The following is a 14,217-nucleotide window of genomic DNA, read 5'->3' as shown; positions in this document are numbered from 1 at the left end:
GGTCACGAATGGGGTTGAGCCAAGTGAGACAGCAAAACGGCAGTGTTGGTACGGCAACCGCGTGGGCGCGTGCGATGTGCGGCGCAGTTATGGCGGCCTTGGTTGCGACAGGCGCGCAGGCGCAACAGCTGTCGTATGGCACCAACCTGCGTGGCACGCCCGGCCTGATCGACATGCCCTCTGCACATTCGCCCGCCGACGCCGAAATCGGACTGTCCTACACCAGGTTCACCAACACCACGCGCAGCGCGCTGACGTTTCAGCTGACGCCGCGTCTGTCCACCAGCTTTCGCTACAACCAGCTGTATGACATTCGCCCGGGCGGCAGCGGTTCAAACCGCGCTGTCTTCGATTTCGTCTTCGACCGCAGCTTTTCGTTGCACTACCGTATTATGGACGAGGGCCGCTACCGCCCGGCCGTTGCCGTCGGTCTGAACGATTTCCTCGGGACCGGATTTTTCGAGAGCGAATACATCGTCGCATCCAAGACCCTGACCCCCAGCCTGCGTGCCACGCTGGGGTTGGGATGGGGCCGGTTCGGCACCCAAGGCGGTTTCGAAAACCCGCTGGGTGCCCTGTCCGGCAGTTTCGATGCGCGCGGTGCCCGCACCGTGTCCAACACCGGCGGCGAGGTCGACAGCATCGAATGGTTCCGCGGCGATGCGGCCCTGTTTGGCGGTCTGCAATACCAGATCAACGACCGGACGCTGGCGACCGTGGAATATTCATCCGACGCCTATCCGTTCGAGGACGGCACGGCCTTTGACGTGAAATCACCGGTCAACGTGGCCGTCAGCTATGACCTTTATCCCGGCCTGCGCCTGACGGGTGCCTACCTCTATGGGTCAGAGGCCGCGATCAACCTCAGCTACAACATCAACCCCAAGGTCAGGCGCGACGGCAACATCAACAACACAGCCCCCCTGCCCGTGCGCCCACAAGGCACCGGTGTGGCCGCCAGCTGGGATGCAGCGACCGACCCTCAGGCGCGCGGCCCGCAGACCGCAACCGCCACGGCCCTGTCCGAACAGGATATCGCGCTCTACGGTCTGACGCTCAGCGGTGACCTCGCCCGCGTGGCCATCGTCAACGATACCTACCGCACCGACAGTCAGGCCATCGGCCGCACCGCACGCACCCTGACCTACACCCTGCCCGACAGCATCGCCCGCTACGAGATCGTGGTCATGCGGCGCAACCTGCCCGTGGTCAGCGCGACGCTGCGCCGGTCGGACCTGACTGATCTGGAATTCGACGCCGATGCCGCATTCGCAAGCTATGCCCGCGCCGGGATCGACACGAGCCCCGCCGCAGTGCCGCCGACGGCCGATCCGTTTCCGCGCCTCGATTTCGGGGTCGCACCGTTCATCAGCACCTCGCTGTTCGATCCGGATTCTCCCGTCCGACTGGCGGGCGGGCTTAGCCTGACTGGTGATCTGGACCTCGCGCCCGGTTTGCGGCTGTCTGGCGACGTCCGCAGCAAACTGCTGGGCAACCTCGACGACGCGACACGGCGATCGAATTCGGTCCTGCCGCGCGTGCGCAGCGAAAAGAACATCTATGACCGCGAACAGACGACGCTGAACCGTCTGACCGCGTCCTACCTGTTCCGCCCCGGCACGGATCTTTATGGCCGCGCCACGGCGGGCTATCTGGAATACGGTTTTGCCGGTGTCTCTACAGAACTGTTGTGGGCCCCTGCCGGGCGGCGTTACGCGCTGGGTGCCGACCTCAACCGGGTGCGCCAGCGTGATTTCGACCAGCGGCTAGGTCTGCGCGACTACACGGTGACGACAGGCCATCTGTCGGCATACTATGATTTCGATGACGGGTATTTCACCCAGCTCGACCTTGGTCGTTATCTGGCCGGTGACGACGGCGGCACCCTGACCGTGGGGCGCCGGTTCGACAACGGCTGGAACGTCGAGGCCTATGCCACGCTGACCGACGTCTCCTTTGACGATTTCGGCGAAGGGTCATTCGACAAGGGAATCCGCGTCACCATCCCGTTCGATTTCCTGACAGGACAGGACATGCGCCGGTCGCGGCCTGTGCTGATCCAGCCCATCTTGCGGGACGGCGGCGCGCGGCTGTCGGTGCAGGACCGCCTGTATCCGCTGATCGAGGACAGCCGCACCGACGACCTGCAACGGACCTGGGGGCAATTCTGGCGATGACCAAGATGATCCAAATCCTCGCCCTTGCCACCTGCGGTCTGACCGCCTGTGCACCGGCCCCCTATTTCGACCTGCGCGCGCGGGTCACGCCCGCGTTCATCGCGTCGGTCACGACACCGATGGTCCTGATCGAGTTGCCGCAAAAACCCTACGCCGCAACGATCGTCCCGGCCGCGGCAAACGGTCCGGTGACGACCTGGGCGACGCCGGATGCGATCACCCTGTCGATGATCAACGGCGTGGTGACGGCAACGCGCGGCATGGGCACCGACCTGATGCACAGCGACATCGACGGCACGGTCGCGGCACTGGCGGGTGGGCCGCGCGTCTATGACCGCAGGTTCAGCTATCAGAACGCCGAAAACCAGACCGTGTTGCGCGCACAGCGCTGCACCATGTCAGGCCCCGCGGATCAGGCGCTGACGCTCTATGGCACGACCTATGTTGCGCAGATGTGGACCGAAACCTGCACAGGCAACGACCAGCAGATGCCCAACATCTACTGGACGGCGGGCGGCCGAGTCGTCCAATCGCAGCAGTTCATTAGCGCAGCCGTCGGACCGATCATCACCGAAACAATCCGGAACTGACCATGAACCGGCGCGCGCAAAACACGGGGTGATGGCATGACCACCCGGCAGCCATTCAACATCATGATCGTCGGACAGCGCGGTCGCCTGCAATACGAGGCGCTCTTGTTCGTTGCCTCGTTGCGGGCGCGCGCGCCGTCCTTTGCCGGGCGCGTCATCGTGGCCGAACCGCAGCCCGGCCCGCTGTGGCCGGATGATCCGCGCATCGAACCCGACATCGCAGAGGCACTGATCGAACTGGGGGCCGAGATCGTCCCGTTCCACGGCAACCACTTTGGCGCCGCCTACCCATACGGCAACAAGATCGAAGGACTGGCGACCCTCCCCCCCGGTGAGCCGTTCATCTTTTTCGACAGTGATACGCTGATCCTCGACGACATCGGGGCCATGCCGATCGATTTCACCCGGCCTACGGCCTCGATGCGGCGCGAGGGGACTTGGCCGCAGGAAGAGCTTTACTGGCCGGGCTACACCGCGATCTGGAAATCGCTCTACGACAAGTTCGGGCTGGATTTCGAAAGCAGTCTCGATACCGATCACCCGGACGAATACTGGCAGCGCTACCTGTATTTCAACGCAGGCTGGTTTCTGGGGTCCGATCCGCAGGCATTTCTGGCACGGTTTTTGGATATGTCCCTTGCGATCCGCGATGACCGCCCGCCAGAGCTGGTGATCCAGCCGCTGGACCCATGGCTTGATCAGGTGGCGCTGCCGCTGGTGGTCCACAGCCTTGGCGGTGGCAGGCCAGGACCCGAGCTTGACGGTCTGGACGGAGACATCACCTGCCATTGGCGGTTGATGCCGCTGATGTATGCCCGCGAGAGCGACAAGGCGATTGCCGTCCTCGAAGAGGTCAGCGCGCCCAACAGGATCAAGAAACACCTCAAGAAGCACGAAGCGTTCAAGCGGATGATCTATCAGTCTCGCGGCCAAAAGGTCCGCGAGATGTTCGACCAAGACGATCTGCCGCGCCGCGAACAACAGCTGCGCAACCGGATCAAATCCGCAGGCTTCTGGATCCGGTAGCCGATTTTTCGCGAAAAATCGGACCGCGCCCGGCAACACCCCGCGTGACCCCTGATTTTTCGCAGAAAAATCAGCCTGCCTTAGGTGGCGAAAATCCCGCTCGTGGCGGCGTAGCCCTTGATTTCAATCGGGTTTCCGGACGGATCGCGGAAAAACATCGTCCATTGCTCGCCCGGCTCGCCCTTGAACCGCACGGATGGCGCAAGGATGAAATCGGTCTGTTCCTCTTCCAGCCGTCCGGCCAGCGCCGTCCATTCATCCAGCGGCAGCACGACACCGAAATGCGGCATCGGCACCATGTGATCGCCCACCTTTCCCGTTGGCGCATTCGCAAATGGCTCGCCCAGATGCAGGCTCAACTGATGACCGTAGAAATCAAAGTCGACCCAGGTCTGCGTCGACCGCCCCTCTGCAGCACCCAGCACACCACCATAGAACGCCCGCGCAGCATCCAGATCCGTGACGTGATAGGCGAAATGAAACGGAACGGGCATGGCAGGACCTTTTTGGATGGGACGTTGAATTGATGCTGGCGTGGCGCTAGCGTGCCGCCAACCATAAGCCCGGAGGAAACCCCATGTCCACAGACCCCAACGGCCCCAGCTACGGCTTTGACACGCTGCAAATCCACGCAGGCGCGCGCCCTGACCCCGCTACCGGCGCGCGGCAGGTCCCGATTTATCAGACAACCGCCTACGTGTTCCGCGATGCGGATCACGCAGCAGCGCTCTTCAACCTCCAGGAGGTCGGCTATATCTACTCGCGGCTGACCAACCCCACGGTTGCAGCACTTCAGGAACGGATCGCCACGCTCGAGGGCGGCATCGGCGGCGTCTGCTGCGCGTCAGGTCACGCAGCGCAACTGATGGCACTGTTTCCGCTGATGGCACCGGGCAAGAACATCGTGGCCTCCACCCGCCTGTACGGCGGCACGGTCACGCAGTTCACCCAGACGATCAAACGGTTCGGCTGGTCCGCGACATTCGTCGATTTCGATGACCTCGACGCGATCAAGGCCGCCATCGACGACAACACCCAGGCCATTTTCGGAGAGGCGATCGCCAACCCCGGCGGCTATATCATGGACGTGCGCGCCGTAGCCGATATCGCCGATGACGCCGGCATTCCCCTGATCATCGACAACACGACGGCGACCCCTTACCTGTGTCGCCCGATCGAGCATGGTGCGACGCTGGTCGTCCATTCCACCACGAAATACCTGACCGGCAACGGCACCGTCACCGGCGGTTGCGTCGTGGATTCGGGTAAATTCGACTGGGCCGCATCGGGCAAGTTCCCGTCCCTGTCCGAACCCGAACCCGCCTATCACGGCCTGAAATTCGCGGAAACCTTCGGACCCATGGCCTTTACATTCCACGGGATCGCCATCGGTCTGCGCGACCTGGGCATGACGATGAACCCGCAGGCGGCGCATTACACGTTGATGGGGATCGAGACGCTGTCGCTGCGCATGGACCGCCACGTCCAGAACGCCGAAAAGATCGCAAAGTGGCTCGAGGACGACCCCCGCGTAGATTACGTCACCTATGCTGGCCTCAAGAGTTCCAAGTACTTCGACCGGGTCGCGCAGGTCTGCCCCAAGGGCGCGGGTGGCCTGTTCACATTCGCGGTCAAGGGCGGATACGAGGCCTGCATCAAGCTGATCGACAGCCTCGAGATCTTCAGCCACGTGGCCAACCTTGGCGATACGCGCAGCCTGATCATCCATCCGGCCAGCACCACGCACCGCCAGTTGCAGGAAAACCAGCAGCGCGCGGCGGGTGCCGCCCCCGAAATCGTGCGCGTCAGCATCGGGATCGAGGACGCGGACGACCTGATCGCGGATCTGGATCAGGCCCTGTCCAAGGCCACGGCCTGACCACCGATGCAGGACGGCCCTAGCGGTCGTCCTGCATGTCCTCGCCCCATGTCATCGTGACACTGGCACTGATCGTGACCTCGCCCTCGGCAATCGGCACAGACATCGCGTCTTCCATCGCCATGCGCATCATCGGCGCGGGGGCCGCGTTCATACCGGCCTCACTCAAGCTAGTCAGCCTTCCAAGTGCGACATCGGCGGCATCGGTGTACAGGGCGGCCTTGCGCATGGCATCTGCCACCGCCGCGCGGCGGGCTTCATCCAGCAGCGTCTGACGGTTCGACACGTCGAAGGTCAGACCGTTCATCTGGTTTGCCCCACTCTGGACCACCGCGTCCAGAACTTCTCCCAGACGGTCAAGCGCGGTGACGGTCACGCTGACATCCGTGCTGGCGCGATAGCCGGTGACGCGCGAAACATTGTTGTCCCGGTCATAGTCCTGGATCACGTCCAGCCGCAATGCGCTGGTCTGCACATCCGCGCCGGTGATCCCGGCATCGGACAGGCTGGCCAGAACCGCCGTCATATCCGTCGACATCTGCGCCAGCGCCGCCGCCGCCGTCGGGGCCTGATGCGACACCCCCAGGCTGACCCGCGCCAGATCGGGTGTGGCACTGACCTCGCCGGTGCCCTGCATGGTGACGCGCGCCGCCTGTGCGAATGCCGGACCCGCCAGGATACCGGTCGACAATGCTGCGCAGAAAACCAGCCATCTTGGACCCGGCGATAACTTGCTATACCATGACTGTGAATGAGATTTGTCGTTTTCCGATGAATGACAGGCTGCTAGGACCATCTTATGACGCCTCGTTTTGCTTTGCTTCTTTCATCCGATGGTATCCGCCTGCTGCACCGCGTGCCAGAAGGCTGGAACCGCGTTGGCAATGTCCCGCTTGAGACCGATGACCTGCCTGGTGCCTTGGCCAAGCTGCGGGCCGACGGGCTGACCCTGGAACCCGAAGGGCTGACCACAAAGCTGGTGATCCCCGAGGATCAGATCAGGTTCATGTCGCTCGAGGGCGCGCAGACCAGCGTCGCGGATGTCCGGCAAGCGCTTGACGGTGCGACGCCTTATGCGGTCGACGACCTGTCGATCGATTTCGACCGGTCCGGCGGGATGACCCATATCGCGGCCGTCGCCCGCGAAACACTGGCCGAGGCCGAAGCCTTTGCGCTGGATCATGATTTCAACCCGGTCTGCTTTGTGGCCGTGCCCCCGCCCGGCACCTTTGTGTCAGAGGTCTTTTTCGGCCCGACCCAATCGGCCAGCGGGACCTTGGCCGAACGATCAAGCCAACCGGTCGAGGAAACCGGTATCGCGGATCTGACAGCAAAGATGCCCGGCAAAGAGGCCGCGACGGACACGGTATTGCCCGACCCGCCGCAGGATCCCGCTGCAGACACGCCAGACGCTGCCGACACGACGGACGCCCCTGCGCCGGAAACCCCATCCGACGATCCGCCGCTGTTCACCGCGCGCAGCAGACCCGTGTCCGGCGCCATGGCAGCCGCTGCGATGCCGGGCGGGGCGGCCCCCGGCGACACCACACCCGCGACCGCACATGATCCCGCGCGCGCCGCAGGCCCTGCCATGCCTGTCAGCCCGGCGCCGTCGGAACAGACCGACAGGACTGAACCGAAACAGGTCCAGAAACCGGCCCTCACCGCAACCCGCGCAACCCCCGTCGCAGGTGCCCCCGAAGAACCATTGTTCACCCGGCGCAAGGAACCGCCACCCCCCATCGCAGGCAAGGGCAAGGCTGCATCGCCAACCGCCCTGCGGGCAGAGGCCCCGTCGGCACCTGACGCAGTTCCCGCAATGGTCGCCGCCCCCCGCGCGCCCCAGGCGCCGCAACCGACCACTAAACCCGCGCAGGAAACCCCCGATGCACTGGCAGGTCTCGCGCCTGCGCGCAGTGGCAAGCCGCGTTTTCTGGGCCTGATCCTCACGGCGGTGCTGCTGGTCGTGCTTCTGATCATGGGGTTCTGGGCCTCGACCCTGCCCGACGAAGGGATCGCATGGCTCTGGGGCGACCAGGAAGAGGTCGCAGCGGCCCCTGCAACCGCACAAGAAACATCTGACGAAACTGACATTGCGGCCGTAGCGCCAGCGCTCCAGCCAGCCACACCCGATGCAATCCCCGCACCATCGGCACTGACCGATGCGCCTACACCCGAATTGCTGGCGACACCTGCGCTGCCGGTTGTGCGGGCACCGACATCCGGTGTGTTGACCCCGGCAGAGGCTGACCGGATCTATGCCGCGACAGGCGTCTATCAGCGCGCGCCACGCCTGCCCGTCACGCCACGCACCACGATCGAAGAAGCCCAGCGCCCGGTCCCGGTGGCGCTGACCGGCATGTCGTGGAATTCGGCCCCAGCAATGCCCGATCCGACACAGACCGCCCCGGATTCTGTGATCGCGGCCCAGATCGATCCCCCAGCCGCCGATGTGGTCTTTGCACGCGATCTGCGCGGGCGCATCCTCGCGACCCCGACAGGAACAATCGTACCCAGCGGTGCCATCGTCTATGCGGGTGCGCCAGACATCCGCCCACAGGTCCGCCCGGGCACACCGACGCAGACCCCGACCAGCACAACCGTTACAACCGATCCGGATGCGCCGGAAACGGTGCGGCTGATTGCGGGCACGCCACCGGTCCAGCCGCGCGCACGCCCGGCTGACCTTGCACCCGTCCTGACGCAGGACCCGCAGATCGCGGCGGTCCCTGACCTGCGGCCCGTCGTGCGGCCGGGCGATGTCGCCCCCGCACAGTCAGATGAAGCCGACACATCAGACCCCGCCACGCCCGAGGTTACGGAAACCGACGCCGCAACGCCGACCGTCATCACGGGCGCACCGGACCTGCGACCCACCTTGCGGCCCGCCAGTTTTGCCAGCCGGTCGCCGGTCGTTGCGGTCCCGATCGATCCGCGTGTCGCCGATGCACGCCCCGCGCTGCGCCCCGAGGGGCTGGCCCCCGCAGCACCCGAACCTGACCCAACACCCGACATCAACGCGATTGCAGCGGCCATTGCCTCTGCCGCACCGCAGTCGGCGTTCAGCAACCGCACGGCCCGGGCCGTGGGAATCGCGCCGCGTCCGGCGACACGCCCGCGCAACTTTGACCAGGTGGTTGCCCGTGCCACGGCAGCGCCCGTGCAACGCCAGACCGCTGCCGTCGTGCAGCGTCCGGCAACCACACCGCAGGTCGCAGCCCCCGCTGTCGTGGCCCCGACAGGCCCGGTGCCGGGTGGCGTCGCCCGTGCCGCGACTCAGGAAAACGCGATCCGCCTGCGCGACATGAACCTGGTCGGTGTCTATGGACGCCCCAATGCGCGCCGTGCCTTGGTCCGTCTGGGCAACGGCCGCTATGTCAAGGTCGAGGTCGGCAGCGCCCTCGACGGTGGTCGCGTGACCGCCATCGGCGATTCCGCGCTGAATTTCGTCAAGCGCGGGCGCACCTACGCGCTGCAACTACCCACGGGCTAGACAGTGCTGCGCGATGCCGCAGTTGTTTGCGATCTGGCCTGCCTGCCCCATTGCCTTGTGCGCAGTGACGTTTAAGACAGCCGCATGGATACCTTTCTGCTACAGGCCACAATTTATCTGGGTGCCGCCGTGCTTGCGGTGCCTTTTGCCGCGCGACTGGGACTTGGGTCCGTTCTGGGATATCTGGCCGCCGGGATCATCATCGGCCCATTGACCGGCTTGGTCGGGACCGAGGCACAGGACATTCAGCATTTCGCCGAATTCGGTGTGGTGATGATGCTGTTCCTGATCGGACTGGAACTGGAACCGCGCGCGCTGTGGGACATGCGGGATCGTTTGATCGGCCTGGGCGGACTTCAGGTCGGCGTAACCACGCTGCTGATAGCGGGGGCCGCCATCGCGCTGGACTACGACGTCGTGACAGGCATCGCGATCGGCATGATCTTTGCCTTGTCATCCACGGCAATCGTGCTGCAAACCCTGTCCGAAAAGGGGCTGATGCAAACCGGCGGCGGGCGGTCGATCTTCTCGGTATTGCTGACGCAGGATATCGCCGTGATCCCGATGCTGGCCCTGCTGCCGCTATTGGCATCACCTGCCGCGCGCGTGGCAATAGCCCCCGACGGGTCCATGCAACGCGCCGGAACAACCGATGAGGCCCACCACGGCCTGTCACTCGTCGAAGGGCTACCCGGCTGGGGCGTGACGCTGGTCACCATCGGTGCAGTGGCCGCCGTGATTCTGACCGGGATTTACCTGACCCGGCCGGTTTTCCGCTATATCCATCAGGCCAAGCTGCGCGAGATGTATACCGCGCTTGCCTTGCTGATGGTCGTGGCGATTGCCGTCCTGATGGAAACTGTCGGCCTGTCGCCTGCGCTGGGGACGTTCCTCGCCGGTGTGGTGCTGGCGAACTCGGAATTCCGTCACGAACTCGAAAGCGACCTTGCACCGTTCAAGGGCCTGCTGCTCGGTCTGTTTTTCATCACTGTCGGTGCCGGAATCAACTTCGAACTGCTCTTTGCGCAACCGACCCGCGTGGCGACCTACGTGCTGGGAATTATCGTGATCAAGGGCGCGGTGCTCTATGCGCTGTCGCTCTTGTTCAAGATGAAAGGCAAGGACCGCTGGCTGTTCACACTGGGCCTGGCACAGGCCGGTGAATTCGGGTTCGTGCTGATCTCTTTCTCGCGCAGCCAGGGCGTCCTGACGGGACCTGTGTCGGAACTGCTGCTGCTGGTGACAGCGCTGTCGATGCTGGTCACGCCGCTGATGTTCATCGGCTACCACTACCTGACGCACCGCATGGAAGAGGAAGAGGACCACGAACACGACGAGGTCGACGAAACAGGAACCGTGATCATCGCGGGCATCGGACGCTTTGGCCAGATGGCGAACCGGCTCATCCAATCGGCCGGGTTCTCGACCGTCGTGATCGACAATGATCTTGCCGCCGTCCAGACCATGCGCAAGTTCGGCTATCGCGGGTTCTTTGGTGACCCGACGCGCCCTGACCTGCTGGCCGCGGCCGGCATCGACGAGGCACGCGTGATGATGGTCTGCCTTGATAATAGGGCAACCGCCTGCCAGCTGGTCGCCTATGTGCGCAAGGTGCGCCCCGACATTCACATCATCGCCCGGGCCTATGACCGCGTGCACAGTTACGAGCTTTATGCGGCGGGTGCCGACGATATCGTGCGTGAAATGTTCGACAGCTCGCTGCGCGCCGGGCGCTATGCGCTTGAAAATCTGGGGCTGACGGAATTCGAGGCGGCCGAGGCGGAAACCATGTTCTATCATTCCGATCGCGGCATGGTGCGGGAACTGGCCGAGCTGTGGAAACCGGGCGTCGCCATTGCGGACAACGCCGACTACGTGGCCCGCGCACGCAAGCTGGACAGTGATCTGGAAACGGCGCTCGCAAGTCGTGTGCAAAACCGCGATTCCTCGGACGAGGCGCTGCCGCCGCGCCGTCCTGGCGACACCTCGCGCGGCAACCGCTAGGACCCCGATTTTTCGCGAAAAATCGGACAGCACCTGCCATCATCAGGGGGGACAACGATTTTTCGCAGAAAAATCGGTGGATCAGGCCGATTTGCCTGCGACGGCTGCTTCTTCGAAGGTCGCCATGCCGCTGTGACATGCGACAGCGGCCTGTACGATGCCGATCGCTACGGCAGCACCGGATCCCTCGCCCAGCCGCAATCCCAGATCCAGCAGTGGGGTCTTGCCCAGCGCATCCAGCATGCGGCCATGCGCCGCTTCAGCCGAAACATGGCCTGCAACCGCGTGATCCAGCGCGCCAGACACCGCGCGGTCGAGAACAAGGGCCGCCGCCGTGCAGATGAATCCATCCAGAACCACCGGGATACCCGCAACGCGCGCCCGCGCGATCGCCCCCGCCATCCCGGCGAGTTCGCGTCCGCCAAGGCAGCGCAAGACCTGCAATGGATCAGCCAGTACATCCGCGTGACGCGCGAGGCCCGCAGCCACGACCTGCGCCTTGCGGGCCACACCGGCATCGTCAACGCCACTGCCCCGCCCGACCCAATCCGCAGGATCGCCCCCCATCAGGGCAGCACCCAGTGCCGCCGCCACGGTCGTGTTGCCAATCCCCATCTCACCCACCACCAACAGGTCGGTATCGCGCGCAACCGCGTCCCAACCCGCGCGCAAGGCCGATACGACCTCGGCCTCTGACATGGCGGGGCCGGTGGTGAAATCGTGCGTCGGCGTCTCCAATTCCAGCGGGACCACCGACATGGTTGCGCCATACGTCCGGGCCAGCTGATTGATCGCCGCACCGCCCGCGCTAAAATTGCCGACCATCTGGGCCGTCACCTCAGGCGGAAAGGCTGACACACCCTGGGCGCAGATCCCGTGATTGCCCGCGAACACGATAATCTGCGGGGCCGCGATAACGGGACGCGCGTTGCCTTGCCAGCCTGCGACCCAGATCGCCAGATCCTCCAGGCGGCCCAATGCGCCCGGCGGCTTGGTCAATGCGCCATTGCGTGCCGCGGCCCCGTCGCGGGCGGCTGTATCCGCACCCCCGGCTGCCGCCAGCGCGGCGCGAAAGCTGTCAAGGCTCGTGAATGCTGCGGTCATGGGCCGTCCTCGTTGCGTATTTCCCTGCCCCTGTCTAACCATGCGACACGGAATGAAAAGAGGCCGCATCATGCAAAACACCACCGGCCCACAGCCCCGCTTTGCCTTGTCCGATGTGGCGGCTGCAGTGGGGTTGATGACCCGCCTGCCCGTGCGTGTCGATACGGACCGCGCAACACGGCGGGGAGCACGCGCGGCATGGGCGTGGCCGGTGGCGGGCCTGTTGGTCGGAGGGCTGGCGGCGCTGCTGGCCAGTCTTGCGCTTTGGCTGGGCCTGCCGCCTGCCCTTGCGGCCATTCTGCTGATCGCCACGCAGATCACGCTGACCGGTGCCCTGCACGAGGACGGTCTGGCCGACAGCCTGGACGGTCTGTGGGGCGGCTGGACGCGCGACCGGCGGCTCGAAATCATGAAGGACAGCCGGATCGGTGCTTACGGTGTCATCGGATTGATCCTGACCTTGCTTTTGCGCTGGCAACTTTGGTCATTGATCATCGCGAACGACGCGCTCTGGGCTGCTGCATTGATCATGGGGGCCGTCAGCCGCGCGCCGATGGCGGCCCTGATGGTCTGGCTGCCCCCGGCCCGAACCTCGGGCCTCAGCCGACACGTGGGGCGACCTGCGCCTGTCACGGCAATCGCCGCAGGTATGCTGGCCGGGGTGGTCACGCTTTTGCTGTGGCCTGTTGCATTGCTGGCATTGGGTCTCGCCGTGGCCTCCACGGCTTACGGCTGGGGCCGCATTGCGCATGCGCGAATTGGCGGGCAAACCGGCGACATCCTCGGGGCTGGGCAGCAACTGTGCGATATCGCGGGACTGCTGGTGCTGGCAGTTCTGCTGACCTAACGCGGGCAGGCCAGCGCCGCGTCAACCGCCCCCGGCCCGTTTGGCCCCAGATCCCGTGCAACAGGCACACCGCCGTCAAAACGCACACCGATCACACGGCCCCAGTCCCCCGACAGCAAAACCGCCGTGCGTCCGTCGCAGGCAACACCACCGGGAATGACTGCATCCCCGATCCGGTGGTTCGTTACACCCGGCAGGGCCGCAACCAGTTCCATCACGCCCTCCGCCGGTCGCCAGAACTGCAAGGTCCGTGCCAGATGGGGCCGGTCGACCAAGGCGACCTCGATCCGTCCGTCGCCGTCGAAATCAGCAGCACCCAAAGGCGCAAGCCAGCGTTGGGTCTGGCCGATGTAGGGGGTCGCGGTGATCGCCTGCGGCACACCATCCACTAGCCCGAACACCAGCAAACGCGCGCCGCGCGCGATGTCGGTCTGCACGACGACGACATCTGGCAGGCCGTCGCCCGTCACATCCCACAGACGCGGGACAAGGTCCTCGTAGACCTGCTGTTCCGGCAGGGTGAAACGGTACGACCCATTCGTGGTAACGATCCGCAGATCGCCCCATTCCACGGCATCCCCCAGCACGCCGTGGTCATAGCGCGTCGTGGGGGCTTCAAACTGGGCGGCGGTGATCTGCTGTGCCGTCGCGGGTCCGGCCAGCATGCAGGCCACCGCCGCCCATTTCATCAGATCTGCTTTTCCGGCATCTGCACGCGCAGACCGTCCAGCGCATCAGAAACCTTGATCTGACAGGTCAGCCGCGACCGGACAGGATCGGGTTCATAGGCGAAATCCAGCATGTCCTCTTCCATGCCGTCCTTGGCAGGCAGCTTTTCCACCCAATCCTCGGCCACATAGACGTGGCAGGTCGAACAGGCGCAGGCACCGCCGCAATCGGCCTCGATGCCCGGAATGCCGTTGTCGCGTGCGCCTTCCATGACGGTCATGCCGTTGGCAACCTCGACGACGTGTTCTTTGCCACCGTGTTCGACATAAGTGATCTTGGCCATTGGTTTTCCTCAGAATGGATGCAGTGTCGGCGCGCACCTTAGGCCGTCACCGGGGCGCATGCCAGTCCCATCACAGGGCTATCGC

Annotated in this window: 12 protein-coding genes; 7 read left to right on the top strand and 5 right to left on the bottom strand. The window is 64.7% G+C overall.

Going from position 1 to position 14,217, the window contains the following annotated elements; all coding sequences use genetic code 11:
* The first annotated feature begins 74 nt into the window (after nt 1-74).
* The 3 genes from LGQ03_RS10900 to LGQ03_RS10890 are packed head-to-tail and all read left to right on the top strand — an operon-like array spanning nt 75 to nt 3,793.
* Nucleotides 75-2,177 carry a YjbH domain-containing protein gene (locus LGQ03_RS10900; RefSeq protein WP_226748413.1) on the top strand — a complete coding sequence of 701 codons (2,103 nt, stop codon included), beginning with the start codon at nt 75-77 and terminating at the stop codon, nt 2,175-2,177.
* Nucleotides 2,174-2,767, top strand: a complete 594-nt coding sequence (locus tag LGQ03_RS10895) for a YjbF family lipoprotein (protein WP_226748412.1) — start codon at nt 2,174-2,176, stop codon at nt 2,765-2,767. The genes LGQ03_RS10900 and LGQ03_RS10895 overlap by 4 nt, the downstream gene beginning before the upstream one ends.
* A gap of 36 nt (nt 2,768-2,803) precedes the next feature.
* Nucleotides 2,804-3,793, top strand: coding sequence for a hypothetical protein (locus LGQ03_RS10890; RefSeq protein WP_226748411.1), 990 nt, complete (start codon nt 2,804-2,806; stop codon nt 3,791-3,793).
* Nucleotides 3,794-3,873: 80 nt separating this feature from the next.
* On the opposite strand, the gene LGQ03_RS10885 is transcribed toward LGQ03_RS10890, so the two are convergent.
* Complete coding sequence (locus LGQ03_RS10885) at nt 3,874-4,287, bottom strand: VOC family protein (RefSeq protein ID WP_226748410.1); 414 nt, start codon at nt 4,285-4,287, stop codon at nt 3,874-3,876.
* Between the two features lie 83 nt (nt 4,288-4,370).
* On the opposite strand from LGQ03_RS10885, the gene LGQ03_RS10880 reads away from it, so the two are divergent.
* Nucleotides 4,371-5,672, top strand: a complete 1,302-nt coding sequence (locus LGQ03_RS10880) for an O-acetylhomoserine aminocarboxypropyltransferase/cysteine synthase family protein (RefSeq protein ID WP_226748409.1) — start codon at nt 4,371-4,373, stop codon at nt 5,670-5,672.
* A 19-nt stretch (nt 5,673-5,691) separates the two neighbouring features.
* On the opposite strand, the gene LGQ03_RS10875 is transcribed toward LGQ03_RS10880, so the two are convergent.
* Entirely contained in the window at nt 5,692-6,363 is a 672-nt protein-coding gene (locus LGQ03_RS10875; RefSeq protein ID WP_226748408.1) for an SIMPL domain-containing protein, read from the bottom strand.
* Between the two features lie 108 nt (nt 6,364-6,471).
* Here LGQ03_RS10875 and LGQ03_RS10870 point away from each other — a divergent pair, with 108 nt between their 5' ends.
* Together LGQ03_RS10870 and LGQ03_RS10865 are read left to right on the top strand one after the other, a co-directional pair.
* A complete protein-coding gene (locus LGQ03_RS10870; RefSeq protein ID WP_226748407.1) occupies nt 6,472-9,165 on the top strand; it encodes a hypothetical protein in 2,694 nt (897 codons plus the stop codon).
* Nucleotides 9,166-9,249: 84 nt separating this feature from the next.
* Nucleotides 9,250-11,169 carry a cation:proton antiporter domain-containing protein gene (locus LGQ03_RS10865; RefSeq protein ID WP_090158936.1) on the top strand — a complete coding sequence of 640 codons (1,920 nt, stop codon included), beginning with the start codon at nt 9,250-9,252 and terminating at the stop codon, nt 11,167-11,169.
* 81 nt (nt 11,170-11,250) lie between these two features.
* Here LGQ03_RS10865 and cobT read toward each other — a convergent pair whose 3' ends face one another.
* On the bottom strand, nt 11,251-12,273 hold the full coding sequence (gene cobT / locus LGQ03_RS10860; protein ID WP_226748406.1) for a nicotinate-nucleotide--dimethylbenzimidazole phosphoribosyltransferase: 1,023 nt from the start codon (nt 12,271-12,273) through the stop codon (nt 11,251-11,253).
* 70 nt (nt 12,274-12,343) lie between these two features.
* Between cobT and LGQ03_RS10855 the strand changes: the two genes are divergently transcribed.
* Complete coding sequence (locus LGQ03_RS10855) at nt 12,344-13,120, top strand: adenosylcobinamide-GDP ribazoletransferase (RefSeq protein WP_226748405.1); 777 nt, start codon at nt 12,344-12,346, stop codon at nt 13,118-13,120.
* Here LGQ03_RS10855 and LGQ03_RS10850 read toward each other — a convergent pair.
* Nucleotides 13,117-13,809 carry an FG-GAP repeat domain-containing protein gene (locus LGQ03_RS10850; protein ID WP_226748404.1) on the bottom strand — a complete coding sequence of 231 codons (693 nt, stop codon included), beginning with the start codon at nt 13,807-13,809 and terminating at the stop codon, nt 13,117-13,119. The two genes, LGQ03_RS10855 and LGQ03_RS10850, sit on opposite strands and share 4 nt — an antisense overlap.
* Complete coding sequence (locus tag LGQ03_RS10845; protein WP_056038349.1) at nt 13,809-14,132, bottom strand: 2Fe-2S iron-sulfur cluster-binding protein; 324 nt, start codon at nt 14,130-14,132, stop codon at nt 13,809-13,811. The genes LGQ03_RS10850 and LGQ03_RS10845 overlap by 1 nt, the downstream gene beginning before the upstream one ends.
* Between the last annotated feature and the right edge of the window lie 85 nt (nt 14,133-14,217).

This window comes from Loktanella gaetbuli (assembly GCF_020531945.1).
Taxonomy (GTDB): Bacteria; Pseudomonadota; Alphaproteobacteria; order Rhodobacterales; family Rhodobacteraceae; genus Loktanella; species Loktanella gaetbuli.
This window is presented reverse-complemented; position numbering and strand designations above follow the sequence as displayed.

Coding starts and splice junctions, on each gene's coding strand:
- LGQ03_RS10885 (WP_226748410.1), bottom strand. CDS start 4,287: ATGCCCGTTCCGTTTCATTTCGCCTATCACGTCACGGATCTGGATGCT.
- LGQ03_RS10845 (WP_056038349.1), bottom strand. CDS start 14,132: ATGGCCAAGATCACTTATGTCGAACACGGTGGCAAAGAACACGTCGTC.
- LGQ03_RS10895 (WP_226748412.1), top strand. CDS start 2,174: ATGACCAAGATGATCCAAATCCTCGCCCTTGCCACCTGCGGTCTGACC.
- LGQ03_RS10880 (WP_226748409.1), top strand. CDS start 4,371: ATGTCCACAGACCCCAACGGCCCCAGCTACGGCTTTGACACGCTGCAA.
- LGQ03_RS10865 (WP_090158936.1), top strand. CDS start 9,250: ATGGATACCTTTCTGCTACAGGCCACAATTTATCTGGGTGCCGCCGTG.
- cobT (WP_226748406.1), bottom strand. CDS start 12,273: ATGACCGCAGCATTCACGAGCCTTGACAGCTTTCGCGCCGCGCTGGCG.
- LGQ03_RS10855 (WP_226748405.1), top strand. CDS start 12,344: ATGCAAAACACCACCGGCCCACAGCCCCGCTTTGCCTTGTCCGATGTG.
- LGQ03_RS10900 (WP_226748413.1), top strand. CDS start 75: ATGTGCGGCGCAGTTATGGCGGCCTTGGTTGCGACAGGCGCGCAGGCG.
- LGQ03_RS10890 (WP_226748411.1), top strand. CDS start 2,804: ATGACCACCCGGCAGCCATTCAACATCATGATCGTCGGACAGCGCGGT.
- LGQ03_RS10870 (WP_226748407.1), top strand. CDS start 6,472: ATGACGCCTCGTTTTGCTTTGCTTCTTTCATCCGATGGTATCCGCCTG.
- LGQ03_RS10850 (WP_226748404.1), bottom strand. CDS start 13,809: ATGAAATGGGCGGCGGTGGCCTGCATGCTGGCCGGACCCGCGACGGCA.